At 59.8% G+C, this 25,875-nt stretch carries 24 protein-coding genes; 9 read left to right on the top strand and 15 right to left on the bottom strand.

Translation table 11 applies throughout. From position 1 onward, the window contains the following. Window positions 1-27: 27 nt before the first annotated feature. Both DBR44_RS04380 and DBR44_RS04375 read right to left on the bottom strand, forming a co-directional pair. Window positions 28-1,542, bottom strand: a complete 1,515-nt coding sequence (locus tag DBR44_RS04380) for a DHA2 family efflux MFS transporter permease subunit (RefSeq protein ID WP_199730969.1) — start codon at window positions 1,540-1,542, stop codon at window positions 28-30. Then, window positions 1,539-1,985: a MarR family winged helix-turn-helix transcriptional regulator gene (locus DBR44_RS04375; RefSeq protein ID WP_124642408.1), complete on the bottom strand. Its 447-nt coding sequence runs from the start codon at window positions 1,983-1,985 to the stop codon at window positions 1,539-1,541. Before DBR44_RS04375 ends, DBR44_RS04380 begins: the two co-directional genes overlap by 4 nt. A gap of 174 nt (window positions 1,986-2,159) precedes the next feature. Between DBR44_RS04375 and DBR44_RS04370 the strand changes: the two genes are divergently transcribed. Beyond that, window positions 2,160-2,945, top strand: a complete 786-nt coding sequence (locus tag DBR44_RS04370; protein WP_199730968.1) for an ABC transporter substrate-binding protein — start codon at window positions 2,160-2,162, stop codon at window positions 2,943-2,945. A 14-nt stretch (window positions 2,946-2,959) separates the two neighbouring features. Here the strand turns inward: DBR44_RS04370 and ugpQ are convergent, their stop codons facing one another. From ugpQ to DBR44_RS04350, 4 genes are all read right to left on the bottom strand, one after another. Continuing rightward, complete coding sequence (gene ugpQ, locus DBR44_RS04365) at window positions 2,960-3,715, bottom strand: glycerophosphodiester phosphodiesterase (protein WP_199730967.1); 756 nt, start codon at window positions 3,713-3,715, stop codon at window positions 2,960-2,962. A gap of 233 nt (window positions 3,716-3,948) precedes the next feature. Beyond that, complete coding sequence (locus DBR44_RS04360; protein WP_124642406.1) at window positions 3,949-4,959, bottom strand: cytochrome d ubiquinol oxidase subunit II; 1,011 nt, start codon at window positions 4,957-4,959, stop codon at window positions 3,949-3,951. After that, window positions 4,956-6,296 carry a cytochrome ubiquinol oxidase subunit I gene (locus DBR44_RS04355; protein ID WP_124642404.1) on the bottom strand — a complete coding sequence of 447 codons (1,341 nt, stop codon included), beginning with the start codon at window positions 6,294-6,296 and terminating at the stop codon, window positions 4,956-4,958. Before DBR44_RS04355 ends, DBR44_RS04360 begins: the two co-directional genes overlap by 4 nt. A 2-nt stretch (window positions 6,297-6,298) precedes the next feature. Continuing rightward, window positions 6,299-6,865, bottom strand: a complete 567-nt coding sequence (locus DBR44_RS04350) for a GbsR/MarR family transcriptional regulator (RefSeq protein ID WP_124642402.1) — start codon at window positions 6,863-6,865, stop codon at window positions 6,299-6,301. Window positions 6,866-7,130: 265 nt separating this feature from the next. Between DBR44_RS04350 and mutS the strand changes: the two genes are divergently transcribed. From mutS to DBR44_RS04335, 3 genes are all read left to right on the top strand, one after another. Then, window positions 7,131-9,680 (top strand): DNA mismatch repair protein MutS, encoded by a 2,550-nt coding sequence (gene mutS, locus DBR44_RS04345; RefSeq protein ID WP_233578354.1) that lies wholly within the window; start codon window positions 7,131-7,133, stop codon window positions 9,678-9,680. 68 nt (window positions 9,681-9,748) lie between these two features. Then, the gene (locus DBR44_RS04340; protein WP_124642398.1) at window positions 9,749-10,186 is read left to right on the top strand and encodes a hypothetical protein; all 438 of its coding nucleotides are present in this window, start codon (window positions 9,749-9,751) and stop codon (window positions 10,184-10,186) included. A gap of 189 nt (window positions 10,187-10,375) precedes the next feature. Next, window positions 10,376-10,798, top strand: a complete 423-nt coding sequence (locus DBR44_RS04335; RefSeq protein ID WP_124642396.1) for a hypothetical protein — start codon at window positions 10,376-10,378, stop codon at window positions 10,796-10,798. 44 nt (window positions 10,799-10,842) lie between these two features. Here the strand turns inward: DBR44_RS04335 and aceK are convergent, their stop codons facing one another. Together aceK and DBR44_RS04325 are read right to left on the bottom strand one after the other, a co-directional pair. Further along, window positions 10,843-12,633, bottom strand: a complete 1,791-nt coding sequence (gene aceK, locus DBR44_RS04330) for a bifunctional isocitrate dehydrogenase kinase/phosphatase (RefSeq protein ID WP_124642394.1) — start codon at window positions 12,631-12,633, stop codon at window positions 10,843-10,845. Between the two features lie 50 nt (window positions 12,634-12,683). Further along, window positions 12,684-13,361 carry a pseudouridine synthase gene (locus DBR44_RS04325; RefSeq protein WP_124642392.1) on the bottom strand — a complete coding sequence of 226 codons (678 nt, stop codon included), beginning with the start codon at window positions 13,359-13,361 and terminating at the stop codon, window positions 12,684-12,686. Window positions 13,362-13,793: 432 nt separating this feature from the next. Between DBR44_RS04325 and DBR44_RS04320 the strand changes: the two genes are divergently transcribed. Next, window positions 13,794-16,031 (top strand): NADP-dependent isocitrate dehydrogenase, encoded by a 2,238-nt coding sequence (locus DBR44_RS04320; protein ID WP_124642390.1) that lies wholly within the window; start codon window positions 13,794-13,796, stop codon window positions 16,029-16,031. Between the two features lie 211 nt (window positions 16,032-16,242). After that, on the top strand, window positions 16,243-17,487 hold the full coding sequence (gene icd, locus DBR44_RS04315) for an NADP-dependent isocitrate dehydrogenase (protein ID WP_124642388.1): 1,245 nt from the start codon (window positions 16,243-16,245) through the stop codon (window positions 17,485-17,487). 55 nt (window positions 17,488-17,542) lie between these two features. Here icd and DBR44_RS04310 read toward each other — a convergent pair whose 3' ends face one another. Beyond that, a complete protein-coding gene (locus DBR44_RS04310; protein ID WP_124642387.1) occupies window positions 17,543-18,427 on the bottom strand; it encodes a LysR family transcriptional regulator in 885 nt (294 codons plus the stop codon). An 88-nt stretch (window positions 18,428-18,515) separates the two neighbouring features. Here DBR44_RS04310 and mdtH point away from each other — a divergent pair, with 88 nt between their 5' ends. Continuing rightward, the gene (mdtH, locus tag DBR44_RS04305; RefSeq protein WP_124642385.1) at window positions 18,516-19,724 is read left to right on the top strand and encodes a multidrug efflux MFS transporter MdtH; all 1,209 of its coding nucleotides are present in this window, start codon (window positions 18,516-18,518) and stop codon (window positions 19,722-19,724) included. 104 nt (window positions 19,725-19,828) lie between these two features. Here the strand turns inward: mdtH and DBR44_RS04300 are convergent, their stop codons facing one another. Beyond that, on the bottom strand, window positions 19,829-20,032 hold the full coding sequence (locus tag DBR44_RS04300; RefSeq protein ID WP_045846595.1) for a cold-shock protein: 204 nt from the start codon (window positions 20,030-20,032) through the stop codon (window positions 19,829-19,831). A 224-nt stretch (window positions 20,033-20,256) separates the two neighbouring features. Here DBR44_RS04300 and clpS point away from each other — a divergent pair, with 224 nt between their 5' ends. Together clpS and clpA are read left to right on the top strand one after the other, a co-directional pair. Beyond that, window positions 20,257-20,565 (top strand): ATP-dependent Clp protease adapter ClpS, encoded by a 309-nt coding sequence (gene clpS / locus DBR44_RS04295; RefSeq protein WP_059284672.1) that lies wholly within the window; start codon window positions 20,257-20,259, stop codon window positions 20,563-20,565. Further along, entirely contained in the window at window positions 20,565-22,844 is a 2,280-nt protein-coding gene (gene clpA, locus DBR44_RS04290) for an ATP-dependent Clp protease ATP-binding subunit ClpA (RefSeq protein WP_124642383.1), read from the top strand. Before clpS ends, clpA begins: the two co-directional genes overlap by 1 nt. Window positions 22,845-22,911: 67 nt before the next feature. On the opposite strand, the gene xerD is transcribed toward clpA, so the two are convergent. From xerD to rpsP, 5 genes are all read right to left on the bottom strand, one after another. Next, the gene (gene xerD / locus DBR44_RS04285; protein WP_124642381.1) at window positions 22,912-23,793 is read right to left on the bottom strand and encodes a site-specific tyrosine recombinase XerD; all 882 of its coding nucleotides are present in this window, start codon (window positions 23,791-23,793) and stop codon (window positions 22,912-22,914) included. Window positions 23,794-23,880: 87 nt separating this feature from the next. Continuing rightward, the gene (gene rplS, locus DBR44_RS04280) at window positions 23,881-24,249 is read right to left on the bottom strand and encodes a 50S ribosomal protein L19 (RefSeq protein WP_059284675.1); all 369 of its coding nucleotides are present in this window, start codon (window positions 24,247-24,249) and stop codon (window positions 23,881-23,883) included. Window positions 24,250-24,252: 3 nt separating this feature from the next. After that, complete coding sequence (trmD, locus tag DBR44_RS04275) at window positions 24,253-25,020, bottom strand: tRNA (guanosine(37)-N1)-methyltransferase TrmD (protein WP_124642379.1); 768 nt, start codon at window positions 25,018-25,020, stop codon at window positions 24,253-24,255. Further along, window positions 25,020-25,502: a ribosome maturation factor RimM gene (rimM, locus tag DBR44_RS04270; RefSeq protein WP_233578364.1), complete on the bottom strand. Its 483-nt coding sequence runs from the start codon at window positions 25,500-25,502 to the stop codon at window positions 25,020-25,022. The genes trmD and rimM overlap by 1 nt, the downstream gene beginning before the upstream one ends. A 57-nt stretch (window positions 25,503-25,559) precedes the next feature. Further along, on the bottom strand, window positions 25,560-25,808 hold the full coding sequence (gene rpsP / locus DBR44_RS04265) for a 30S ribosomal protein S16 (protein WP_045846601.1): 249 nt from the start codon (window positions 25,806-25,808) through the stop codon (window positions 25,560-25,562). Window positions 25,809-25,875 lie beyond the last annotated feature (67 nt).

Raw genomic sequence — 25,875 nt, 5'->3', positions numbered from 1 at the left:
CGTTTTTTATTGTCCGCTCGCCGGTCGCTATTCGTGCATCACCACCTCGACGGCTGGAGCAGCGGCAGCAGCCTGGCGCGGCTTGAGCAGCAGCAACAAGGGCAGCATGGCCAGAAAGCTGTAAGTAATCAGCCAGTACACATCGACAATCGACACCATCAGCGCCTGACGCTGCAACTCGGCCGCCAACTGCACGGCGGCAGTGCTGTCCAAGCTGGTTTTGCCCATGCGCGCCAGATAGTCGCTCAGCCACGGGTTATACAGATTGAACTGCCCCACCATGGCATTCCAGGCCGACTGCTCACCGCGCGAATAGGCCGTGCTGACAATGGCAATGCCCACCGAGGAACCCATGGTGCGCAACAGGCTGAACAGCCCCGCAGCCTCGGCCGACAAGCGTGCCGGCAAGGTGGACATGGCCATGGCCGATAGCGGCACATAGATCATGCCCAGGCCAAAGCCTTGCAGCAGCACCGGCCAGGCAAACCAGAATGGGCTGGTATCCAGATTGTAGTGAGTACAGACCCAGGTGCCGCAGGCACCGATCAGCAAACCGCTGCCAATCAGATAGCGTGAATCCACCCTGCCGATCAGCCGGCCCACGATCATCATGCTGACCAGACTGGCGATGCCGCGCGGCGCCATGATCAGGCCGGTATCCATGGTGGGATAGTGAAACAGCCCTTCCAGCATGATGGGCTGGATCACCATGGCCCCGTACATGGACAGGCCCAGCGCGGCGATGACGATGCTGGCCGCGACAAAGTTGCGGTCCTTGAACATGTGCAGGTCGAATAGCGGGTGCGCCTCGCTGGACAGCCCACGCCAGATGAAGCCCACCGCGCCCACTATCGCCAGCAAGGCTGCGGTGACAATACCGCCACTGGAGAACCAGTCATCGCCGTTACCCCGGTCCAGCACATACTGGATGCCGCCAATGGCCAGCGAAATCATCATCAGGCCCAGCCAGTCTATGCCACGCTCACGCCGTGGCGTATCCGGCACCTGCCGCGCCAGCAACAAGGACAGCAGCCCCACCGGCAGATTGATGAAGAAGGTCCAGCGCCAGTCGAACATATCGGTCAGCCAGCCGCCCAGCGTTGGCCCGGCAATCGGCCCCACCATCACCCCCATACCCCAGATCGCCATGGCCTTGCCGCGCTGTTCGCGCGGGTAATTGTCTACCATGATCGCTTGCGACAAGGGCACCAGTGCTGCACCAAACACCCCTTGCAGCAGGCGAAAGGCCACCAGTTGCCCCAGGTTCAGCGCCACGCCACACAGCATGGAGGCCAGCACAAAACCGCTGATCGACAATAGCAAATAGCGCCGCCGGCCCAGCCGGTCGGTCAGAAAGCCGGTAAGCGGCATGCAGATGGCGGAAGCCACCAGATAGCTGGTCAGCACCCAGCTGATCTGGTCCGATGTCGCCCCCAGCTCGCCCTGCATCTGCGGCAGGGCGACGTTGACGATGGTGGTATCCAGCACCTGCATCACCGTGGCGGCCATCACCGCCACCGTCACCAAGAGCCGCTTGCTCACGCAGCCGTTTCCTGTGCCTGTTCGGCAGCATGGCGGATTTGTGCCAGCACCTTGATGCAGGTTTGCAATTCCTGCGGGTCCAGCCCATCCAGCAATTCGGCCTTGAGCGCATCAGCCACCTGCAGCAGCTCACCGGACAGCTGCTGCGCCTTGGGCGTCAGGCAAATCCGCTTGGCGCGACGGTCCTGCTCATCCTGCTGGCGGACAATCCAGCCATCGGCCTGCAACACGTCAAGCAATCGCACCAGCGAGGCCGGTTCGATGCCAACACGGGCCGCCAGCTCGTTCTGCAGCAAGGGCTCGCCCGCCCGCCCCAGCTTGAGCAGTACCTGCCAGGTGGCCTGGGAAAAACCATAAGGCCGCAGCCGCTGGTCCAGCAGCGCCCGCCAGGCCTTGGGTACCGCACCCAGCAACTCGGCCACTTCCTGATGCGACTGACTCATGCTCTGCTCCATCAAATAATTAGTCAGCTAATTATATTGACGCAAATAATAAGCAGCAATCGACTTTCCCAGGCCAACCCGCAGGCGGACAAAGCGGCATGCGGCCTTGGCAAGATGACAGGCATCATTGTCCATCTGCTATCCTGACAGTTGAATCAGCTCGCGGAGCCCTGCATGTCCTCTCATTTCCTGCGCATGGCCCTTGGCCTCCTGCTCTGCCTGCCGCCACTGGTGCAGGCCGCAGGCCCGGATTGCAGCCGCAGTTACACCCTGGCACTGCACGAGCACGGCTTGCTGTATAACGCCAGCAGCCGCAGCGGCATCGACAAGGACGTGGCCGACGAACTGATACGCCGCAGCGGCTGCCACGTGGAGATCAGCCTGCTGCCACGCTCACGCATCTGGAAACTGCTGGAAACCGGCAACCTGGACTTCAGCCTGTCCGGCATCACCAACGATGAACGAGAAAAGTTTGCAGCTTTTGCCTGGTATTTCGCCGACAAATACAGCCTGATCGTGCGCAAGGATGCCGCCGTGCAGAATCTGGCCGATTTTCAAACCCGCAACGACCTCAAACTGGGGGGGATTCTCAGCTTTCGCTACAGTGACACCATCAACCAGCTGGTAGACTCGCTCGATCATGAGGGGCGGCTGATCGGCAGCTACGACTACGATGCCCTGTACCAGAACCTGCGGCAGGGACGCACGCAGGCCATCATCATCGAGCCGTTTGATTATTCTGATCTGGACAAATACCAGGTGAGCAAGCTGGTGCGCATCATGGAAACCAACGACCAGCCCACCCCGCACGGGCTGATCATGTCGCGCAAGACCATTTCGCCGGAACAACAGGAACGCTGGCGCGAAATCATCAACAGCATGCGCCGCGATGGCAGCATGCTGAAGATATTCCGCAAGTATTTCAGCCGCGACGAAGCGCAGCAGATGATGAATTTCTGATCAGCCAGCGGGCTTCACTTGGTGGCCGCCAGCAGGTCCAGCCGGTCGGTACAGACGCTGTCCACGCCCCAGGCCATGATTTCACGCGCACGGGCCACCTCGTTCACCGTGTAGCACAGCAACTGGTAACCGGCAGCCTTGATGGCGATGGCCTGCTCCCGTGTCAGGGTGCTGTGATCGCAATGCAGGGCGATGCAGTCCATCTCCTGCAACATGGCCTGCCAGTTGGCCGGCACCTCCTCCACCAGCCAGGCGCGTGGCAGAGCCGGTACCGCATGCTGCGCAGCGCGCAAGGCATCAGCGCTGAACGATGACAATAGCGGCGGCACCGCTGCACCAGCCCACAAGCGTGCGGCCTCCTGCGCAACCAGCCGGCCGGTTTCTTCCTCGCGCCCGGGGCAGGGTTTGATTTCCACGTTCAGCAACATGCCCTGCGCCTGACAATACGCTGCCACATTGGCGAACGTGGGCAGTGCCTCTCCGGCAAAAGCCGCACCTTTCCATGCACCGGCATCAAGCTGCGCCAGGCTGGCCATGTCCAGCTCGGCAGCCAGGCCATGACCATTGCTGGTGCGGTCGACCGTATCGTCATGCAACAGGAAGCAGACATTGTCCGCCGACAGCTTCACATCGCATTCGGCAGCACGGTAGCCATAGGCAATGCCAGCACGAAAACCGGCCAGGGTATTTTCCGGGGCCATGGCCCCACCTCCCCGGTGTGCCACCACGGCAGGATAAGGCCAGGGGCTTGGCAGCTGCAGCTGGGACATCGATTCTCTCCATCAAGACGCTTGTAATAGTTGGACAGGCAGCGTTGGCCCGCGCCGATATGGCCTGACATAAACACGGCAGGCAGCAGATCACACCACCGCAGCATGCGCCATCTTGCATTAAAGCGGCAAAAAGCGCGCATTATCCGTCGCCGATGTGACGCATGCATGACAAAATCCGACCTGCACGGCAAGTCGGGTCTTAACACATGAGTCGGTGCCCGTACAGGCGCTTACTGGTAGCTCAGGCTATCAGCCTTGCCCCAGAACACCCGGTAGGCAAAGGCGGTATAAGCGATGATGCAAGGCAGCACCAGCAAGGCACCCCACAGGATGATCCACAAGGCCTCCGGATCGCTGGCGGCCTGCCAGATATCCATGCGCCCGATCACCACCTGCGGAAACACACTATAGGCCAGCCCCCAGAACGCCAGCAGCACAATGCCCACCGTGGCCGCAAAGGGCAGCCAGCAGTAGCGATCATTGCCAACAGCCTGGCGGCGCGCCAGCCGTGGCAGGATGATCAGCTGCAGGGCAAACAAGGCGACGGTTCCCAGCGGCAAGGGCAGCAGCAGGAATAACTGCGGCAGGGCAAACCATTTGGCGGCAATCGCCGGATTCACCAGCGGCGTCACCCCCGACACCAGCAACACCGCCAGGGCAGCGCCCGCCACACTATGGCGCGCCCAGCCTATGGCCTGAGCCTGCAAGCGGCCATCGGTTTTCATGATCAGCCAGCATGCCCCCAGCAAGGCGTAGGCCGCGGTCAGCCCGGCACCCACCAGCAAGGCAAACAGCCAGGGCAGCACGCCCTCGGCAAAACCGGTCAGGTAACGCCCCAGCATTACCCCCTGCGCCAGCGCCGCCAGCAGCGAGCCCAAGGCAAAGATGGCATTCCACCATGGGCGGTGCGGGTCACGCGCCTTGACGCGAAAGTCGAAAGCCACCCCACGCAGGATCAAGCCCACCAGCATCAGCAGTACCGGCACATACAGCGCACCAAACACCACGCCATGCGCCATGGGGAAGGCCACCAGCAACAGGCCCGCTCCCAGCACCAGCCAGGTTTCGTTGGCATCCCAGAACGGTCCGATGCTAGCCACCATACGGTCCTTGCCGGCATCGTCCGCCAGCGGCAGCAGCAGCCCCACGCCCAGGTCAAAGCCATCCAGCACCACATAAACCAGCATGGCCAAGCCCATCAGTCCGGCGAAGATCACCGGCAGCCAGTACGCAGCGTTCATGCCTGCACCTCCTTCAGCGTCACCGCCACATGGCCGGCCGCTTTCTTTGCCAGATGGAACAGCACCGAGACATAAGCCAGCAGCAGGCCGGCATACAGTGCGAGATAAGTCAGCAGCGAGCCGGCCACCATGCCGGTAGTGGCCTGCCCCGCCGCCTGCGCCGTGGTCAGCACACCGGTCACCAACCAGGGCTGGCGGCCAATCTCGGTGACATACCAGCCTGCCAGCGTGGCCACCCAGCCGGCAAAGGTCATGCCCACCAGCCAGCATAGCAGGCGCCGGTCCAGCTGCGCCGTGGCCTTGTTCCGCCGCAGCTGCCAGGCGCTAAACCAGGCAGTCAGCAGCATCAGCCCACCCACGCCCACCATCACGCGAAAACTCCAGAACACCTTGGCCACCGGCGGGTGCTGGGCAAATTCGTTCAGCCCGCGGATTTCGCCGTCCGGATCATGCTTGATGATCAGGCTGGCCAAACGCGGAATACCCAGCGCGTAGTCATTGCTCTGCGTTGCGGCATTGGGCAGGGCAAACAGCAGCAAGGGCGCGCCGCGCTCGGTATGCCACACCCCTTCGATGGCAGCCAGCTTGGCCGGCTGGTGCTCCATGGTATTCAGGCCGTGCGCGTCCCCCGCCAGGATTTGCAGCGGAATCAATAGCGCCGCCAGCCAGACACCGGTCTTCAGTGCCACAGCATTACCCGCGCTGCGGTCGGCCTTCAGTTGGCGATACGCCGACAGCCCGGCCACCAGAAAGGCCACGGTCAGGCCGGAGGCCAGCAGCATGTGGCTCAGCCGGTAAGGCATGGACGGATTGAAGATCACCTGCAGCCAGTCGGTCACATGAGCGCGGCCATCCTTCATCACGAAACCGGCCGGGGTTTGCATCCAGGAATTGAGCGCGATGATCCAGAAGGCCGACAGGCTGTTACCAAACGCCACCAGCAGCGTGGCAAAGGTATGCACCCGTTCCGACACCCGTGGCCGGCCAAACAGCATGATGCCGAGAAAGCCCGCCTCCAGGAAAAACGCGGTCAGGATTTCATAAGCCAGCAGCGGGCCGGCGATATTGCCCACCGTCTGCATATAGCCCGGCCAGTTGGTGCCGAACTGAAAGCTCATGGTGACGCCGCTGACCACGCCCAGCGCGAAGGACAGCGCGAAGATCTTCACCCAGAAGCCGTAGGCATCCATCCACGCCTGACGCCCCGTGCGCAGATAGCGCAGCTTGAAGAACAACAACACCCAGGCCAGCGCGATATTGATGCTGGGAAACAGAATGTGAAAGCTGATATTGGCGGCAAACTGGCTACGCGCCAGCGCCAGGGCATCCAGTTCCATGATTACTCCCGCTCCGTGTCGCGGCTGGTCAGCTTGCTCAGCGACTGGGTAAACTGCAGCACTTTCTGTACCTGCGAGCCCAGTTTCATCAGCCGCTGCAGGGTTTCCACATCCATGTGCTGGATGTCGGAAAACCAGGTGGTGACCAGCTCGATCAACTGGTACATCTCGCCCATGCGCGCCTGGGCATGGCGGTCGGCCTCGCTGCCGGCAGTCTCCATCATTGCCCCGCGCAACATGGTGAGGGTGGGTTCCACTTCGCGCTTCTTGCGCTCCTCGGCCAGGGTTTTGAAGATGGCCCACACATCATCCGGCGTGGAGAAGTATTCGCGCCGGTCACCCGGATAGTGCTGCAGCTTCACCAGCCGCCACGACTCCAACTCTTTCAGACCCATGCTGACATTGGAACGGGAAAAACTCAGGCGCTCGGCGATCTCGTCGGCATTGAGCGGCTTTTCGGAAACAAACAACAGGGCATAAATCTGACCGACGGTGCGATTGATGCCCCAGCGGCTGCCCATCTCGCCGAAATGCGAGACAAAGGACTGGACTAAAGGGGTGGCATTCATGGCTTCCTTAATTTTCAGTAATTTCTGAAACTTTGATAAAGATCATACTTTCGCCACTTGATACGCGTCAATGCACAGTTTGCTTGATTAAAAGACTTGCCAATCAGCACAGACCAAAGCAGCAACAGCACACTACCAGCACCACTGCCGACGACTGCCGCCTGACACCCGGCCCCTGCTACGGTAAAATCGCCCTTTCATGTCAGCGCCCCGCCATCGCGGGGCGTTGTCATCTGCACCCGATACCGACAAGAGCACCACGCCCATGAGCACGCCCCAGCACACTCCGATGATGGTCCAGTATTTTTCCCTGAAAAGTCAGCATGCCGACAAGCTGCTGTTCTACCGCATGGGCGATTTTTACGAGCTGTTCTACGAGGATGCAGAAAAGGCGGCGCGCCTGCTGGACATCACGCTGACCACACGCGGGGCCAGCGGCGGCAACCCGATCAAGATGGCCGGAGTGCCTTACCATGCGGCCGAAGGCTACCTGGCGCGGCTGGTGAAAATGGGCGAGTCGGTGGCCATTGCCGAGCAGATCGGCGACCCGGCGCTGGCCAAGGGTCCGGTGGAACGCAAGGTGGTACGCATCGTCACCCCCGGCACCCTCACCGACGCTGCCCTGCTGGACGACAAGCGCGACAATCTGGTGCTGGCGGTAAACATGTACAAGGGCACGCTGGGCCTGGCCTGGCTGTCGATGGCCAGTGGTGAATTCAAGATCATGCAAACCAGCGTGGAAGAATTCGCCAGCGAACTGGAACGGTTGAAACCAGCCGAGCTGGTGCTGCCGGACGACAGCGGCCTCAATATCTTCGAGCAGGTCAATTGCCCACGCAAAAAGCTGCCGCCCTGGCAGTTCGACACCGAATCCGCCCAACTGGCGCTGACCCGCCACTTTGGCACGCACGATCTGGCCGGTTTCGGCGCGGACACCCTGCCAGTGGCGGTGGGTGCAGCCGGTGCGCTGCTGGAATACGTCAAATCCACCCAGAGCGTGAATCCGGCACATATTTCCCAGTTGGCGGTGGAAGATGCCGGCGAGCTGATCCGCATGGATGCCGCCACCCGCCGCAATCTGGAACTCACCGAAACCATACGCGGCGAACCCTCGCCCACGCTGGCCTCCTTGCTCGACACCTGCGCCACCAGCATGGGTAGCCGTCTGCTGCGTCACTGGCTGCACCACCCCATCCGCCAGCATGCCAAGCTGCAACGGCGGTTGGAATCGGTGCGCGCCCTGCTGCCGCTGCATCAGGATGTGCACGGCCAGCTGCGCGAAGTAGCCGACATCGAACGCATCACCGCCCGCATCGCCCTGCGCAGCGCCCGCCCGCGCGATCTGGCGGCGCTGCGCGATTCGCTCAAGGCCCTGGTGGGTGCCAAGCAGCTGGCTAGCAGCCTGGATGCCCCGCTACTGGGCGAACTGGCGCGGCTGCTGCCGGATAATTCGCCGGTGGAAAGCCTGCTGGCAACCAGCATCCTGCCAGAACCGGCCACCTTTCTGCGCGATGGCGGGGTCATCAATCATGGCCTGAATGCGGATCTGGACGAACTGCGTGCCATCCAGACCGACTGCGGCGATTTCCTGCTGGCACTGGAAGCCCGCGAAAAGGAACGCACCGGCATCACCACCCTCAAGGTGGAATTCAACCGCGTGCACGGCTTCTATATCGAAGTCTCGCGAGCACAAGGCGACAAGGTGCCGGACGACTACCGCCGCCGCCAGACCCTGAAAAATGCCGAACGCTACATCACGCCGGAACTGAAAGAATTCGAAGACAAGGCCCTGTCGGCACAGGACCGCTCGCTGGCACTGGAAAAACAGCTGTACGAACAATTGCTGGACCAGCTGGCACCGCATATTCCCGACCTCAAGCTGATCGCCCAGGCCGTTGCCGGGCTGGACGTGCTGGCCGCCTTTGCCGAGCGCGCCAGCAGCAATAACTATGTCGAGCCGCAATTTGTCAGCGACACCCGACTGGAAATCATCGCGGGACGTCACCCTGTGGTGGAAGCCGAAGTGGAACGCTTCATCGCCAACGACACCCGCCTCAGCGACGAGCGCAAGCTGTTGCTGATCACCGGCCCGAACATGGGTGGTAAATCCACCTATATGCGCCAGAACGCGCTGATCACCCTGCTGGCCCACATCGGCAGCTTCGTGCCGGCAGAGCGCGCCATCATCGGCCAGATCGACCGCATCTTCACCCGCATCGGCGCCTCGGATGACCTGGCTGGCGGCCGCTCCACCTTCATGGTGGAGATGACCGAAACGGCGAATATCTTAAACAATGCCAGCGCGCAGTCGCTGGTGCTGATGGATGAAGTCGGCCGGGGTACTTCCACCTTCGACGGCCTGGCCCTGGCCTGGGCCATCGCCAAGGCACTGATCGAGAAAAGCCGCGCCTACACCCTGTTCGCCACCCACTATTTCGAGCTCACCACCCTGGCTGATCAATACCCGGCCGTCGCCAATGTGCACCTGTCTGCCGTCGAGCACAAAGACCGCATCGTCTTCATGCATCATGTGGACGAAGGCCCGGCCAGCCAGAGTTACGGCCTGGCGGTGGCCCAGTTGGCCGGGGTGCCGCCCAAGGTCATCCGCGAGGCCAGACGCTATCTGGTCGAGCTGGAAAACCAGTCGGCAGCCCGGGTCCAGCCCGACCTGTTCAGCGCACCACCGGCCCTGGCAGACACCGTGGAAAGCGAGCCGAATCCGGCGCTGGACATGCTGCAAGACATCAACCCGGACGAGCTGACCCCGCGCCAGGCACTCGACTTTCTCTATCAAGTGAAAAAAGTGCTGAATTGATACAGCAAAATGACAAGCATCATCTATGATGAAAAAATCATGACACGCAGAGAACAGGAGTAAGCACTATGTCGTCGCAGAGCACTGCCAGCAACCCGGGGTTTGTTCGCCTGTTTGGACACACTGGAGATGATGGCAGCATCACCCTTCAAGCCATCCGCGAGCGCGCCAGCAAGCAACTGGCCAGATTTGCCAGCCTGGCGGAAGAACAACTGGTGGAACGTCAGATCAGCATGCCACCAGCCATCAGTCTGGTAAGTTGCCCGGCGTGCAGCCTTACCCTGGAAAACAACCATCCCCAATCCGATGAAATCCTTAGCTGGCTGACTGACAACGCCAAGCTGTCCAGTCAGTTCAAAGAAGTAGAAGTGCTGTTCGAACTTGTACGTGCCGCTGAAGCCGCAGGTGAAATCTTCCCCGAGACATCCTGCTTTCATATTGGCCTGACCAGTGCCGGTCCCATTGCGTACTTCGAGGACCATTCGTGCAGTCCTTACCAGCAATAGTTTTGGCTTTCCGCCTTAGCCGTTCAGGGGAGACATCCGTCTCCCCTGGCTGCTTTTCAGCTCCACACCGGCCCTAGCCGGCCACAGAATTTACAGCGCATCAAAGAGAAAATTCGCTAGTAATCATCAGACTCTCCATCCGGCCTGCCCTTCTACCATCAAGGTATCTCACACCTTTGGAGCAAGAACATGCCGCTGACCGAATCCCCCCTCCAGCCTGCACAGGCCCTGCCGGCCCCCACCCTGAGCGACAATTTGCGCCTGCAAGCCAAAACCCTGCTGGGCAGCCTGGGACGGCAAGCCCGCCTCGAACTACTCACCCGCGGCATACACATCCCGCCCGCCATCTGCCTGGGCAGTGACTCGCACGGACAAGTGCAGCTACTCAGCCCACATCCGCAGGCTCGACAAATTCGCCTGTGGCTGAAAAACAGCCATTACCTGGGCGAACTGTTCCTGGAGCTAAGCAGCCTGTTCGAACTGTTGCAGGCCTGTAGCACAGAGCGTCCTGCCGCCGCACAGCGCCGCTTCTGCCTCGGTCTGACTTCGGCCGGCCCGCTGGCCTACTTCGAGGACTACCCTCAGCCGGCCACCGCCTCACACCCTCATTGAGCCCGGCCACACACATGCACAAGGGAAGCATCGGCTTCCCTTGTTCAGTTTTGCCCGGCAGCCCGCCGGGGAGGTCGCGCCTGCCGCCGCGCCAGCGCGTGGACAAAGCGCATTTCTTCCGGGTAGGGATAGAAATCCTCCATATGGCCATCCCGGATGCGCTGCTGGCGCTGCTGCCAGAATGCCGGCGTCAGCAAGTCGCGGTGATAATGCAGAAAGGTCTTGCGCACCAGCGGGTCGCCCAGCAGAAAGGTGGCGAACTCCTCGGGGAACACATCGTTGCACGCTACCGGATACCAGACCTCGCCGGACATCTCCATTTCCGGGTTGGGCGCTTCCGGTATCTGGCGAAAATGGCAATCGGTCAGGTATTCGATTTCATCGTAGTCATAGAAGATTACCCGGCCGTAACGGGTGACGCCGAAGTTCTTGAACAACATGTCTCCGGGGAAGATATTGGCAGCGGCCAACTCCTTGATGGCCAGGCCGTAATCACGGATCACCCGCTCTTTTTCCTGCTCATCACAGTTCATCAGATAGATGTTCAGCGGCTTCATGCGCCGCTCGATATACAGGTGACGGATGACAATGCTGTCTTCGCCCTCTTCCATCATCGACGGCGCCAGGCTGCGCAGCTCCTCGAGCAGTTCGGCGGTAAAGCGCTGGCGTGGAAAGGCGACATTGGAGAACTCCAGCGTGTCCGACATGCGCCCCACCCGGTCGTGCCGCTTCACCAGCCGGTATTTCTGCTTCACCGTGTCGCGGTCTATTTCCTTGGGGCCGCCAAACACATCCTTGATCAGCTTGAACACATAGGGGTAAGACGGCAGCGTGAACACCAGCATCACCAGCCCGCGAATGCCGGGGGCAATGATGAACTGGTCATTGGAATGCTGCAGATGCTGCATGAAATCGCGGTAGAAGGTGTTCTTGCCCTGCTTCTGCAAACCCAGCATGGTGTAAAGCTCAGCCTTGGTCTTGCCCGGCAGCATGCCGCGCAGAAACTGCACATAGCCGGAGGGGACTTCCATATCCACCAGAAAGTAGGCGCGGCTGAAGGAAAACAGCACGCCGATACGCCATGGCTCCAGCAATACGGTATCCAGATACAGGCCGCCGCCCGCGTCGTGCAATATCGGGATAGCAAAGGGATAGCTCAGCCCGCCATTGATCACCTTGCCAAAAATATAGGCGGTCTTGTTGCGATAAAAGGGTGAGGACAACACCTGTATCTGCAGATTGGCCTCGGCATGCGGCCAGGCTCCGGCAAAGAAGTCATTGGCATACTGCAAGACCAGCGCCAGATCGCGGCGCAAGCGAACAAAGGGGCGGTTCCAGCCCATGTCGGCAATGATCTGCCGCATCACCCGGCGCAAGCTGCTGCTGGCCGGATAGTAACTGCGATAGGACGGCGGGTCGGACTCGATATATTCAGTGGAAATGGCCGGGCGGATGAAGATGAAATCGTTGTTGAAATAATCCCGGTGCAGCATGCGGGTGAACACCGAGTTGAAAAAGGTCTCCGCCAGTTCCGGCTGCTTGTGATTGGTCAGCAGGCCGATGAAATACAGCTTGGCCTGCTGCCATATTTCATCGTCCAGCAGATCGGCATGAAACTCCCCGTGCAGGCGCGCGACTGTTTCCACCACCCGCTCATCGTAAAACTGGATGCGATCACGAATAGCCTGCTGCACACCCTGCCAGTCGCCGCGCTCGAACAAGGCCTTGGCCTGGCGGTTGCAGTCGCGAAACAGGCGGTAGTGCTTGTCAAAACCATCGATCAGAGCCTGAGCGATATCACGCGCTACCGGATTGTAATACTCGGGAATCTGCATGCTCTGGCCTCGGTGTTGCCACGCCACCCATCACGGCAAACGACAGGCAGTCATGGCTTGTTTCTGCGGGCAAAGCGGAATGAGGGCTGCGGCCCCGCCTTGCTGCCTGCGGCTGTGCTCTTGCGGGCGGGGGCGTCGCTGCCCCGCCCCAGACGCTCAGCATGCGACAGCGCCGGCAAATCTTCAAGATTCACACTGATGCTGCGCAGCTCCCCCGGTTGCAGCCCATCCAGCTGCCAGGGGCCAATCGCCGCCCGCACCAGGCGCAACGTGGGCAGCCCCACCTTGGCCGTCATGCGGCGCACCTGGCGATTCTTGCCTTCACTGATGATGATTTCCAGCCAGCAGTCCGGCACCGTCTTGCGAAAACGTACCGGCGGCTTGCGTTCCCACAGCGCCGGCGGCTCGATCTGCCGCGCCTGTGCCGGTCGGGTGACAAAATCGCCCAGATCAACCCCCGCGCGCAATGCCTCCAGCTGCGCCTCGCTCACCTGTCCCTCCACCTGCACCCAGTAGGTCTTGGGCAGTTTCCAGCGCGGGTCGCTGATACGGTGCTGCAAGGCACCTTCGCCGGTCAGCAGCAGCAAACCTTCGCTATCGGTATCCAGCCGGCCAGCCGGGTAGACACCAGGAAGCGCGATATGGTCTTTCAGCGTGGGATGCCGCTCATGCTGGGAAAACTGGCAGATAACACCATAAGGCTTGTTGAACAGGATGAGCTGGGACATTTTCTGGCAAACCGTAGAACGAGTGATGCGCCGGATGATAGCAAGGACTGTGTACTGCGGTCATGCCAGAACAAGTCGGGCAGGCCACTGCAACAAACTATTCGCATCGCTGTCTGTTGCAGTGGCTATGCTGTGGAGTGCAGCTCACAGCACCGGTGCGGAAAATTCACATTCGAACAGTTGTTTATCTTGTCGAAATGACAAAGTTCGGATACTTACAAACAGTGCGCAGATTTGAGGGGTATAATTCACTTCCGAAAAGTCACCCGCAAGTCCAGGGGCCACGCTGCCACGCACAGGCTGCCTGGCGCAGTCCGGCAAAACGCCCGCCTGATGCAGTGCCTTTCCACGCGCCTAGCGGAACATCCCCCAGTATGCGAAAGCCGCCTTGCGTAGTTGTTCTGACGTCAAAATAATCATTGGAGATAGAGTATGCCCACAAAGCAGCCGACCATCATCTACACCCTGACCGACGAAGCACCGGCGCTGGCCACCAGCGCCTTCCTGCCGGTCGTTCGTACCTTTACCGGCGCTGCCGGCATCAACATCGAAACGGCAGATATCTCGGTTGCTGCCCGCGTACTGGCCGAATTCCCCGAATACCTGACTGAAGAACAAAAAGTACCGGATACGCTGAGTACCCTGGGCAAGCTGACCCAGGACCCGGACACCAACATTATCAAGTTGCCGAACATCAGTGCTTCGGTTTCGCAGCTGATCTCCTGCATCAAGGAACTGCAATCCAAGGGCTATGCCCTGCCCGACTACCCGGAACTGCCCAGCAGCGATGCCGACCATGCCCTCAAGACCCGCTACGCCAAGTGTCTGGGCTCGGCCGTCAACCCGGTACTGCGCGAAGGCAACTCCGACCGCCGCGCCCCGCTGGCCGTGAAAAACTACGCCAAGAAACACCCGCACTCCATGGGCGAATGGAAGCAATGGTCGCAAACCCATGTTTCCCACATGCACCATGGCGACTTCTACCATGGCGAAAAGTCCATGACGCTGGACAAGGCGCGTGACGTGAAGATGGAGCTGACCACCAACAGTGGCAAGACCATCGCCCTCAAGCCCAAGCTGGCCCTGCAAGCTGGCGAAATCATCGACTCCATGTTCATGAGCAAGAAGGCGCTGTGCGACTTCTACGAACAGGAAATGGAAGACTGCCGCGAATCCGGCATCCTGTTCTCGCTGCACGTGAAAGCCACCATGATGAAGGTGTCCCACCCCATCGTGTTTGGCCACTGCGTCAAGATCTACTACAAGGATGCTTTCGAAAAACACGGCAAGCTGTTCGAAGAGCTGGGCGTCAACGTCAATAACGGCATGGCCAACCTCTACGAAAAGATCGAGACCCTGCCGGCCACCAAGCGCGAAGAAATCATCCGCGACCTGCACGCCTGCCAGGAACACCGTCCGCGTCTGGCCATGGTGGACTCCGCCAAGGGCATTACCAACTTCCACTCGCCCAACGACGTGATTGTCGATGCTTCCATGCCGGCCATGATCCGTGGCGGTGGCAAGATGTGGGGTGCCGATGGCAAGCCGGCAGACTGCAAGGCCGTGATGCCGGAATCCACCTTTGCCCGTATCTATCAGGAGATGATCAACTTCTGCAAATGGCACGGCAACTTCGACCCGCGCACCATGGGCACCGTGCCTAACGTTGGCCTGATGGCGCAGAAGGCCGAAGAGTACGGCTCGCACGACAAGACCTTCGAAATCGCCGAAGATGGCGTGGCCAACATCGTTGACCTGGCGACCGGCGAAATCCTGCTGAGCCAGAACGTGGAAGCTGGCGACATCTGGCGCATGTGCCAGGTGAAGGATGCCCCGATCCGCGACTGGGTGAAGCTGGCCGTTACCCGCGCCCGCAACTCCGGCATGCCGGCAGTGTTCTGGCTCGACCCGTACCGCCCGCACGAAAACGAGCTGATCAAGAAAGTGGAAACCTATCTGCAGGACTACGACACCAGCGGCCTGGAAATCCACATCATGTCCCAGGTCCGCGCCATGCGCTTCACCCTGGAACGTGTCGCCCGCGGCCTGGACACCATCTCGGTGACCGGCAACATCCTGCGCGACTACCTGACCGACCTGTTCCCCATCATGGAACTGGGCACCTCGGCCAAGATGCTGTCCATCGTGCCGCTGATGGCCGGTGGCGGCATGTACGAAACCGGTGCCGGCGGTTCGGCACCGAAGCATGTACAACAGCTGCTGGAAGAAAACCACCTGCGCTGGGACTCGCTGGGCGAATTCCTGGCGCTGGCGGTATCGCTGGAAGAACTGGGCATCAAGACCGGCAACAACAAGGCCAAGATCCTGGCCAAGACCCTGGACGCCGCCACTGGCAAGCTGCTGGACAACGACAAGTCGCCGTCGCGCCGCACCGGTGAGCTGGACAACCGTGGCAGCCAGTTCTACTTGGCCAGCTACTGGGCCGAAGCACTGGCCGAGCAAACCGAAGATGCCGAACTGCAAGCCCAGTTCGCCCCGCTGGCCAAGCAGCTGGCAGGCAGCGAGCAGCAAATCATCGACGAGCTGAAAGCCGTACAGGGCCAGCCGGCCGACATCGGCGGCTACTACCTGCCGGATACTGCCAAGTGCCAGGCCGTGATGTGCCCGAGCGCCACTTTCAATAGCGCACTGCAAGCCGTACAGGCCTAAGCCTTGCCCGGCCCATGCCGGCCGGCAGCAAACCACCAAGCGCCAGGATCCGCCCTGGCGCTTTTTTTATCCGCCCTTCCCCCGCCAACGATTTTCCAAAAAATTTGTCTGAATAATCCTCTGCAACAGCCCCGCCACAGTCTAGGCTGAGTGAGTGGAGAAACACTGCTTCAGTCGCAGCCCGTTACCCAGTTACCAGGAGAGAACAACAATGAGTGAATCCCATATCAAGGTTCCCGCAGCAGGACAGAAAATCATCCCGGGGCAAGCCATCCCCGACCACCCCATCATTCCCTTCATCGAAGGCGATGGTATCGGCATCGACATCACCCCGGTCATGATCAAGGTGATCGATGCTGCGGTGGCAAAAGCCTATGGCGGAGCCAAGAAAATCCACTGGATGGAAGTGTATGCCGGCGAGAAATCGACTCGCCTGTATGGGCCGGATGAATGGCTGCCCAAAGAAACCTTCGACGCGCTGAAAGAATACGCGGTGTCGATCAAGGGCCCGATGACCACCCCGGTAGGTGGTGGCATCCGCTCGCTCAATGTAGCCCTGCGCCAGGAGCTTGACCTCTACCAGTGCGTACGCCCGGTGCAGTACTTCCAGGGCGTGCCCTCACCGCTCAAGCAACCCGAGCTGGTCAATATGGTGATCTTCCGCGAGAACACCGAAGACATCTATGCCGGCATCGAATGGCAAGCCGGCTCCGATGCCGTCAAGAAAGTGATCGCCTTCCTGCAAAACGAAATGGGCGTGAAGAAAATCCGCTTCCCGGACAGCTCCGGCATCGGCATCAAGCCGATCTCGGTCGAGGGAACGGAGCGCCTGGTGCGCGCGGCCCTCAAATACACCATAGACAATGACCGCAGCAGCCTGACCATCGTCCACAAGGGCAATATCATGAAGTTCACCGAAGGCAACTTCCGTGATACCGCCTATGCGCTGGCTCGCCGCGAATTCGGAGCCGAACTGATCGCCGGCGGCCCGTGGTGCAAGTTCAACAATCCCCAGACCGGCCGCGAGATCATCGTCAAGGACGCCATTGCCGATGCCTTCCTGCAGCAAATCCTGCTGCGCCCGGCAGAATACGACGTAATCGCCACTACCAATCTCAACGGCGACTACATCTCCGATGCACTGGCCGCGCAGGTCGGCGGCATCGGCATCGCACCGGGCGCCAATATCTCGGACAAGTACGCCTGCTTCGAGGCCACCCACGGCACGGCGCCCAAATACGCCGGTCTGGACAAGGTCAACCCTGGCTCGCTCATCCTGTCGGCCGAAATGATGCTGCGCCACCTAGGCTGGACCGCCGCCGCCGACTTGGTGATCAAATCCATGGAAGCCGCCATTGCCGACAAACAGGTTACTTACGACTTCGCCCGGCTAATGGAAGGTGCCACCGAGGTCTCCTGCTCCGGCTTTGGCGACGCCATGATCGCCCGCATGTAAGCCATCGACAGGTTTAGCCCGCCACCAGGCCCGCTCATCGCGGGCCTTGCGTGTTTCAGCCATCCACCAGGGCGCGCGCCGCGTCCAGAACCAGCGTTTTTGCCGCATCCACCCGCTTGCCTGCACGCCAGGCCATCATCACCTCCCAATGCCACGCGGGCAGCTCCGGCAGACACAGCCTGACCAGGGTGCCGTCCTGCAGATCAGCCTTGATCGACAGTTCCGGCATGAAAGAGACAAAACGATGGCGCAATACCAGCTCACGCGCCGCCGATGCCGGCTGTACCGCATGAATCGGGCTGGGCAGCTGCCGCACCATGCGGATTTGCTGGATCAGGCTCTCGCACTCATCCCCCCAGAACTGCGGGGCAATGCGATGGCGGGCAATATCAGCCAGCGCCAAGGGCGTGCGGCAGTCCGCCAGCGGGTGATGGGCAGCCACAACCGCGACAATCGGCGAACGCCACAGCAGCTCCATCTGAATGCCGGCCATCGCCGGACATTTCAGTACAAAGCCCACCTCCACCTGCCCGGTCAGCAGGTCTTGCATGATCTGCTGCGAGTGGTCGGTACCGCAGCGTATCTCCATCGGCGCATCCGCCAGCTTCATCAGCAAAGGTCCGAAAACCGGTGAGGTCAGCGATGGCAGGCAGGATAGCCGGATACGCGGCACGCTCGGTGTGCCCTGCATGGTTTCCAGCCCTTGCCGGTAGGCCGCAACCGACTGGCGTGCAGCAACAAGGAAAGCCTGGCAGGCATTGGTGGCCACCGCACCACGCCGATGCCGGGTAAACAGGCGGACATCCCACTGCTGCTCCAGCAGGCTGATACGCTGGCTGACCTGTGGCTGCGACCAGCCACGCTTGGCTGCTGCCTGGCTGAAACTGCCCAGCTCAGCCACATCCAGCAATAACTCCAGATCAGACAAAGCGACAGACATAAAAAGATTGCATATGAAATATTAGTAGAAGTCGACTTACATAATAGCAGGCCGCCTCCCTAAAATGCTGTACGGATGAGGAGAACACATGGCTTCGGCACAACGGGCACGCAAACTGGGCAAGGCATTTATCCTGCTGGACAACCTGCTGGTGATATTCGGTTTCTTCATGGTTTTCCCGCTGATCAGCCTGCATTTTGTTGACCAGTTAGGCTGGAGCGCCACGATCGTCGGCCTGGCACTGGCACTGCGCCAGTTCATGCAGCAGGGGCTGGGCCTGTTTGGTGGCTCGCTGGCCGACCGCTACGGTGCCAAGCCCTTGATTGTCTGCGGCATGCTGATGCGCGCCGCCGGCTTTGCCTGCATGGCACTGGCGCATGCTCCGTGGCTGCTGTTTGTCTCCTGCCTGCTCTCCGGGCTGGGTGGGACCCTGTTCGATCCACCGCGCACGGCGCTGGTGGCCAAACTGGTACGTCCCAGAGAGCGGCCACATTTTTATGCCATCCTGATGATGCAGGACAGCGCTGGTGCGGTGGCTGCGGCCCTGCTGGGCTCCTGGCTGCTGCAATTCGACTTCCGCTGGGTTGGCCTGGCAGGAACCGGCATGTTCGTGCTGGCCGCCGTGGTCAACGCCCTGCTGCTGCCGCCGTACCGGGTCGCTACGGGCAAGACGTCCCCCTGGCACTCCATGCGTATCGTCTTGCACGATCGCAGCTATATGCGCTTTGTACTGACCTTGAGCGGCTATTACATGCTCGCGGTACAAGTCATGCTGCTGGTCCCGGTGACCATCAAACAGCTGACCGGCAATTATCAGGCCGTAGGCTGGATGTATATGCTGGAAACCTGCTTGTCACTCAGCCTGCTTTATCCGCTGGCACGCTGGGGAGAACGCTATCTGCGCCGCGAACAGCGCATGCTGATCGGCCTGGGACTGATGAGCCTTAGTCTGGCCATCATGAGCAGCGTGCAACATCCGCTGGCAGCCTTTGTCATTCTGGCCGTGTTTTTTCTGGGGTCCATCATCATGGAGCCGGCACGGGAAACCTATATCGCCGGGCTGGCCAAGGCACAGGCTCGAGCCAGCTATCTGGGCTGCAGCCGACTCGGGCTGGCTTTGGGTGGGGCAGTGGGCTATGTTGGAGGAGGGTGGCTGCTGGACATGTCTCGCCAATGGCAGCTGCCGGCGCTGCCTTGGCTGTGCCTGGCGATGATTGGTGCCATCACCTTGCTGGCACTATGGGGGCAGTTGCTGCGCACCCCTGCCAGCACGCGCTATGCCAGCAATACCATTTGATCAAAAAACAAAACCCGCCGGTTGGCGGGGTTTTGTTTGAAGCTGTCGGGACGTTGACCGGTTAGATCAGCGTACCTGGCAATCCTGGCGCATCCTCTGCCTGATCAGGCAGCCTGGATGTTCGACGCTTGCTTGCCTTTCGGGCCGCTAACGATGTCAAAGCTTACACGTTGACCCTCTTTCAGAGTCTTGAAGCCTTGCATATTGATGGCGGAGAAATGGGCAAACAGGTCTTCACCACCCTCATCCGGGGTAATAAAGCCAAAGCCTTTAGCGTCGTTGAACCACTTAACGGTACCAATTGACATGTTACTTCCTTGATTGACTATGGCTGGTGAGGCCGACCAACTTAAAGCCTGCTGCCCATTCCGGCTTATCCGGGAATGCCAAACAGCTAAGCCAAGCACCTGAACAGCATTTCTACGCAACCATCGTGATAGCGTCAAGTCCAAAAGGAATTCGCACTCGCCCCTTGAAAAAAAGTCAGGGGGAACCAAAATTGAAGTAAACCGCGGTTTAACTGAAAGTCGACATGTCCACGCAGTTCAGCAACGACGCCGTCAAAGAGGTGTCACGGGTGAGGACCACCCCTCCCCCAATGTATAAGGTATTGTTATTGAACGATGATTTCACCCCAATGGAATTTGTGGTGGAAGTGTTGCAGCAGTTGTTCCACATGAACAGGGAAAAGGCTACCCAGGTCATGTTGCAAGTCCATACGCAAGGTCACGGCGTGTGTGGCGTTTATACCAAAGACGTGGCTGCCACCAAGGTTGAACAGGTGTCGCAATTTGCCAAAGCACACCAGCATCCGCTTCAGTGCGTAATGGAGGAAAACTGATGATTGCCCAGGAGCTTGAAGTAAGCCTGCATATGGCGTTCATGGACGCCAGGCGCAAGCGCCACGAGTTCATCAGCGTGGAGCATTTGCTGCTTGCCATGATCGACAATCCCTCCGCCGCCGATGTTTTGCGCGCCTGCGGGGCCAATCTCGACCAGCTGAAAAAACAGCTGGGCGACTTCATCGACGAACACACCCCCACCGTTCCCGGGGAAACCGAGGTCGAAACCCAACCCACGCTGGGCTTCCAGCGGGTGATTCAACGCGCCATCCTGCATGTGCAATCTTCCGGCAAGAAGGAAGTGACTGGCGCCAACATTCTGGTGGCCATCTTCGGCGAAAAAGACTCGCATGCCGTTTATTACCTGCATCAGCAGGGAATTTCGCGCCTAGATGTGGTCAATTTCATCTCGCACGGCATTACCAAACAGCGCTCGCCGCAACACCCGCCCGAGCCACGTGAGCAGCACAACGAATCCGAGGGCGAAGAGCAATCTACCGGCCCGGGCGGCGCGCTGGAAAACTACACGCTCAACCTTAACCAGCAGGCACGCGATGGCAAGATCGATCCACTGATCGGCCGTGAGCTGGAACTGGAACGTACCGTGCAAATCCTCTGCCGCCGCCGCAAGAACAACCCCTTGCTGGTGGGTGAAGCTGGCGTGGGCAAGACGGCGATTGCCGAAGGGCTGGCACGGCGCATCGTCAACAACGAAGTGCCGGATGTACTGTCCAAGGCCACCGTGTATGCGCTGGACATGGGTGCGCTGCTGGCTGGCACCAAATACCGTGGCGATTTCGAGCAACGCCTCAAGGCCGTCATCAAGCAGCTGACCGAAGACGAACACGCCATTCTGTTCATCGACGAGATTCACACCCTGATCGGTGCCGGCGCAGCTTCCGGCGGGACTCTGGATGCCTCCAACCTGCTGAAGCCGGCGCTATCCAATGGCAGCCTGCGCTGCATTGGTGCCACGACCTATAACGAATACCGTGGCATTTTCGAAAAGGACAACGCCCTGTCGCGACGCTTCCAGAAGATTGACGTGGCTGAACCGACAGTGGAACAGACCGTGGAAATCCTCAAGGGGCTGAAATCGCGCTTCGAGGCCCATCATGGCGTGAAGTACACCCAGGCAGCGCTGTCCACCGCGGCCGAACTGTCCGCGCGCTATATCAACGACCGTCACCTGCCGGACAAGGCCATTGACGTGATCGACGAAGCAGGTGCTGCACAAAAAATCCTGCCCAAGTCGCGGCAGAAAAAGGTGATCAACAAGTCCGAGATCGAAGAGATCGTGGCCAAGATCGCCCGTATTCCGCCCAAGACCGTCTCTAGCGATGACCGGAATGTGCTGAAAAACCTGGAGCGCGATTTGCGCAACGTGGTGTTCGGCCAGGACAAGGCCATTGAAAGCCTGGCTACCGCCATCAAGATGACCCGCTCTGGCCTGGGTAATCCGCAAAAGCCCATCGGTTCCTTCCTGTTCTCCGGCCCGACCGGGGTGGGCAAGACCGAGGTCGCCAAGCAGCTGGCCTATGTGCTGGGCGTAGAGCTGATCCGCTTCGACATGTCCGAGTATATGGAGCGACATGCGGTCAGCCGCCTGATTGGCGCACCTCCCGGCTATGTCGGCTTCGAACAGGGCGGTCAGTTGACCGAAGCCATCAGCAAACACCCGTATGCCGTACTGCTGCTGGATGAGATCGAAAAAGCGCATCCCGACATCTACAACGTGCTGTTGCAGGTGATGGACCATGGCACCCTGACCGATAACAACGGTCGCAAGGCAGACTTCCGCAATGTGGTGATCATCATGACCACCAATGCCGGTGCCGAAGCCATGTCCAAGCCGACACTGGGCTTTACCCAGTCCAAGGAAGCCGGTGATGAAATGGCCGACATCAAGCGCCTGTTCAGCCCGGAATTCCGCAACCGGCTGGACGCCACGATCTCCTTCAAGACGCTGGATGAGCAGATCATCATGCAGGTGGTGGACAAGTTCCTGATGCAGCTGGAGCACCAGCTCAGCGACAAGAAGGTGGAAATCCACTTTACCGACGCGCTGCGCGCCTTCCTGGCCAAACGTGGCTTTGACCCGCTGATGGGCGCTCGCCCGATGGCACGGCTGATTCAGGACACCATCCGCAAGGCACTGGCCGACGAGCTGCTGTTTGGCCGCCTGGCCAATGGCGGAGAAGTGACAGTGACGGTCAATGAGCAGGATGTGGTTGAGCTGCAATTCGACCCAGAAACACTGGCCGCCGAACCAGCCTGAGCCATCCCGCCATCACCACAACGCCCGCATCGTCTGCGGGCGTTTTTTTTGCTGACGACCTCCCGGCTCAGCCACGCGGATGGTGCTGGGCATGCAGCTGCTTTAGCCGTTCGCGCGCCACATGGGTATAAATCTGCGTGGTGGAAATATCAGAATGACCCAGCAGCAGCTGCACCACACGCAGATCGGCACCATGATTGACCAGATGGGTGGCGAAGGCATGCCGCAACATATGCGGACCGATGGGTGGCAAGCCCTGCTGTCGGGCATAGCCGGCAATCAGATGCCAGGCCATCTGCCGCGTCATGCCGGCCTTGCGCTGGGTGACAAACACCGCATCGCACTGCGCGCCCGCCAGTAACAATGGCCGCGCCTCGCGAAAATAACGCTCCAGCCACTCCAGCGCCACCTCACCCAAGGGCACCATGCGCTCCTTGTTACCCTTGCCACGGGTAATGATCAGCCCGGTAATCATGTCCAGCTGCTGCAGGGTCAGCCCAACCAGCTCGGATACCCGCAGACCGGTGGCATACAGCACCTCCAGCATGGCCCGATCACGCAAACCCAGTGGCACATCCACATCAGCAGCTTGTAGCAGCTGCTCCACCTGCCCCTCGGACAAGGCCTTGGGCAAGCGCTGCCCCAGCTTGGGACTGCCCAGATGCGTGGTCGGATCGTCAGCACGATGGCCACTGGCCAGCAGAAACTGGTAGTAGCGCCGCAGACAGGACAGCTGGCGGGCACGGGTGGCCGGCTTTTCGGTATCAACAGCCATCAGCAAGGCACGCTGGATGAGCGCCTGGTCCGCCATGTCCAGCTCCGCACCCAGCGCCTGCAACTGCCTCTGCAGCTTGAGCAGGTCGCGGCGGTAAGCCGCCAGCGTATTGGCTGACAGTCCGTCGGTCAGCCACAGGTGATCCAGAAACCGGTCTATGCTTTCGCTACTCATGCCCTTCCCTCACCTTGTCCTGGCGGCAGACGCAAAAAAGCGCAAGGCAGCTGCCTTGCGCTTTTATCATACCTGACGGTATCAGGATCAGCCTTGCTTGCGAGCCGGCAGTTTTTCCTTGATACGTGCAGACTTGCCGGTACGGCCGCGCAGGTAGTACAGCTTGGCGCGACGTACATCACCACGGCGCTTCACTTCTACGGAAGCCACCAGCGGGGAGTAGGACTGGAAAGTACGCTCAACACCTTCACCGGCGGACATCTTGCGCACGATGAAAGAGCTGTTCAGACCACGGTTACGCTTGGCGATAACAACACCTTCGTAAGCCTGCAGACGTTCGCGGTTACCTTCCTTTACCTTGACATGAACCACAACGGTATCGCCAGGAGCGAATTCCGGGATGGTTTTGCCCAGGCGGGCGATTTCTTCTTGCTCGAGTTTCTGGATCAGATCCATGTTTTACTCCGGTTTTTTGAGGATATCTTGTTCCTGCTGGTACTCTGCCAGCAGCCGAGATTCCTGTTTTGTCAAAGAGCGGCCTTGCAACAGATCCGGGCGACGTTTCCACGTCCTTCCCAGCGCCTGCTTCAACCGCCATTTAGCAATCAGTGCATGATTTCCGGACATAAGCACATCCGGCACCCGCATGCCCTGATAGTCTTCGGGTCGGGTATAGTGCGGACAATCAAGGAGTCCGTTCACAAATGAATCTTCATAAGCAGACTGGGCATCGTTGAGCACGCCAGGAAGCAGTCGAATGACCGCATCCATCAGCACCATGGCTGGCAGTTCACCACCGGACAACACGTAGTCGCCAATGGAAACCTCCTCATCCACCTGGCGCTCGATCAAGCGCTCATCCACCCCTTCGTAACGGCCACACAATACAATGAGACCAGGACGCTGGGATAGCTCCACCGCCTTCTCGTGCGATAAGGCACGACCCTGCGGTGACAGGTAAATGACATGACTCTCTTCGACACCTGCTGCCTGCTGCCGCGCCTTGGCTGCCGTAATGGCAGCTTCCAGCGGTTCGATCAGCATCAGCATGCCAGGCCCACCACCATAGGGACGGTCGTCCACACGGCGATAGTTGTCATGGGTGAAATCGCGTGGATTCCATTTCTGGAAATCCCAAATGCCCAAATCAAGCGCCCGCTGGCTTACGCCAAAGCGGGCGATGGCATCGAACATTTCCGGAAACAGCGTGATGGCATCGATATGCATCAGTAGTCGAGGCCCCAGTCCACTGAAATACTGGCCTCAGCCAGATTTACATTCAGCACAAACTGGCCGACAAAGGGAATCAGCCGCTGGCCGTGTTCACCTTCAACTACCAATACATCGTTGGCACCGGTTTCCATCAATTCGGTTACCTTGCCAAGCACCACGCCTTGCCGGTTGACGACAGACAGGCCGATCAGATCGGACCAGTAATATTCGCCTTCACCGGCTTCCGGCAATTCACTACGGGGAACAGCAACTTGCAGGCCGCGTAGGGCTTCCGCCCCGTCACGATCGTCAACGCCTTGCAGCTTGGCGGATAAACCCTTGGGTTGCACTGCCCCGTTTTCAAATGTGTACGGCTTCCAGCTGTCATCCTTGCCCAGCCACCAGACCGGGTAGTCAAACAGACCGTCAGCGTATTCGGTATCGGCCTGGACTTTCACCCAGCCCTTGATACCGAAGGCGCCACGCACAAACCCCATCAAGACGAGATCTTCTTTGCGCATGCGCCTTAGTCCGTTAGTTGAGTCAACGAACGATTAGGCAGCAACCTTCTGCTCTTTCAGCAGCTTGGCTACGGCGTCGGTAACCTGAGCGCCAACGCCGATCCAGTAGTTCAGACGATCGGAAGTCAGGCGCACGCGCTCTTCCTTCTCGTTAGCTACCGGGTTGTAGAAGCCAACGCGCTCGATGAAGCGACCGTCACGACGGTTACGGGAATCGGTCACCACGATGTTGTAGAACGGACGGTTCTTGGCGCCGCCACGTGCCAGACGAATCACTACCATTGTCGATTGTCCTTAGATAAAAACGGTATCGTAGAAAAGCCCACGATTCTATGGCACTTTTCCCTTA

It is taken from the genome of Aquitalea sp. FJL05 (genome assembly GCF_003852595.1).
Classification (GTDB): domain Bacteria; phylum Pseudomonadota; class Gammaproteobacteria; order Burkholderiales; family Chromobacteriaceae; genus Aquitalea; species Aquitalea aquatilis.
This window is presented reverse-complemented; position numbering and strand designations above follow the sequence as displayed.

Excerpts from the sequence above, each read along its gene's own strand:
- clpS (WP_059284672.1), top strand. The coding sequence starts at position 20,257 with ATGTCCACGCAGTTCAGCAACGACGCCGTCAAAGAGGTGTCACGGGTG.
- DBR44_RS04370 (WP_199730968.1), top strand. The coding sequence starts at position 2,160 with ATGTCCTCTCATTTCCTGCGCATGGCCCTTGGCCTCCTGCTCTGCCTG.
- DBR44_RS04300 (WP_045846595.1), bottom strand. The coding sequence starts at position 20,032 with ATGTCAATTGGTACCGTTAAGTGGTTCAACGACGCTAAAGGCTTTGGC.
- DBR44_RS04355 (WP_124642404.1), bottom strand. The coding sequence starts at position 6,296 with ATGGAACTGGATGCCCTGGCGCTGGCGCGTAGCCAGTTTGCCGCCAAT.
- rpsP (WP_045846601.1), bottom strand. The coding sequence starts at position 25,808 with ATGGTAGTGATTCGTCTGGCACGTGGCGGCGCCAAGAACCGTCCGTTC.
- DBR44_RS04335 (WP_124642396.1), top strand. The coding sequence starts at position 10,376 with ATGCCGCTGACCGAATCCCCCCTCCAGCCTGCACAGGCCCTGCCGGCC.
- trmD (WP_124642379.1), bottom strand. The coding sequence starts at position 25,020 with ATGCATATCGATGCCATCACGCTGTTTCCGGAAATGTTCGATGCCATC.
- mdtH (WP_124642385.1), top strand. The coding sequence starts at position 18,516 with ATGGCTTCGGCACAACGGGCACGCAAACTGGGCAAGGCATTTATCCTG.
- DBR44_RS04375 (WP_124642408.1), bottom strand. The coding sequence starts at position 1,985 with ATGAGTCAGTCGCATCAGGAAGTGGCCGAGTTGCTGGGTGCGGTACCC.
- aceK (WP_124642394.1), bottom strand. The coding sequence starts at position 12,633 with ATGCAGATTCCCGAGTATTACAATCCGGTAGCGCGTGATATCGCTCAG.
- DBR44_RS04320 (WP_124642390.1), top strand. The coding sequence starts at position 13,794 with ATGCCCACAAAGCAGCCGACCATCATCTACACCCTGACCGACGAAGCA.
- DBR44_RS04350 (WP_124642402.1), bottom strand. The coding sequence starts at position 6,865 with ATGAATGCCACCCCTTTAGTCCAGTCCTTTGTCTCGCATTTCGGCGAG.
- DBR44_RS04360 (WP_124642406.1), bottom strand. The coding sequence starts at position 4,959 with ATGAACGCTGCGTACTGGCTGCCGGTGATCTTCGCCGGACTGATGGGC.
- rimM (WP_233578364.1), bottom strand. The coding sequence starts at position 25,502 with ATGGGGTTTGTGCGTGGCGCCTTCGGTATCAAGGGCTGGGTGAAAGTC.
- DBR44_RS04340 (WP_124642398.1), top strand. The coding sequence starts at position 9,749 with ATGTCGTCGCAGAGCACTGCCAGCAACCCGGGGTTTGTTCGCCTGTTT.
- DBR44_RS04325 (WP_124642392.1), bottom strand. The coding sequence starts at position 13,361 with ATGTCCCAGCTCATCCTGTTCAACAAGCCTTATGGTGTTATCTGCCAG.
- ugpQ (WP_199730967.1), bottom strand. The coding sequence starts at position 3,715 with ATGTCCCAGCTGCAGCTGCCAAGCCCCTGGCCTTATCCTGCCGTGGTG.
- rplS (WP_059284675.1), bottom strand. The coding sequence starts at position 24,249 with ATGGATCTGATCCAGAAACTCGAGCAAGAAGAAATCGCCCGCCTGGGC.
- mutS (WP_233578354.1), top strand. The coding sequence starts at position 7,131 with ATGAGCACGCCCCAGCACACTCCGATGATGGTCCAGTATTTTTCCCTG.
- DBR44_RS04310 (WP_124642387.1), bottom strand. The coding sequence starts at position 18,427 with ATGTCTGTCGCTTTGTCTGATCTGGAGTTATTGCTGGATGTGGCTGAG.
- icd (WP_124642388.1), top strand. The coding sequence starts at position 16,243 with ATGAGTGAATCCCATATCAAGGTTCCCGCAGCAGGACAGAAAATCATC.
- xerD (WP_124642381.1), bottom strand. The coding sequence starts at position 23,793 with ATGAGTAGCGAAAGCATAGACCGGTTTCTGGATCACCTGTGGCTGACC.
- clpA (WP_124642383.1), top strand. The coding sequence starts at position 20,565 with ATGATTGCCCAGGAGCTTGAAGTAAGCCTGCATATGGCGTTCATGGAC.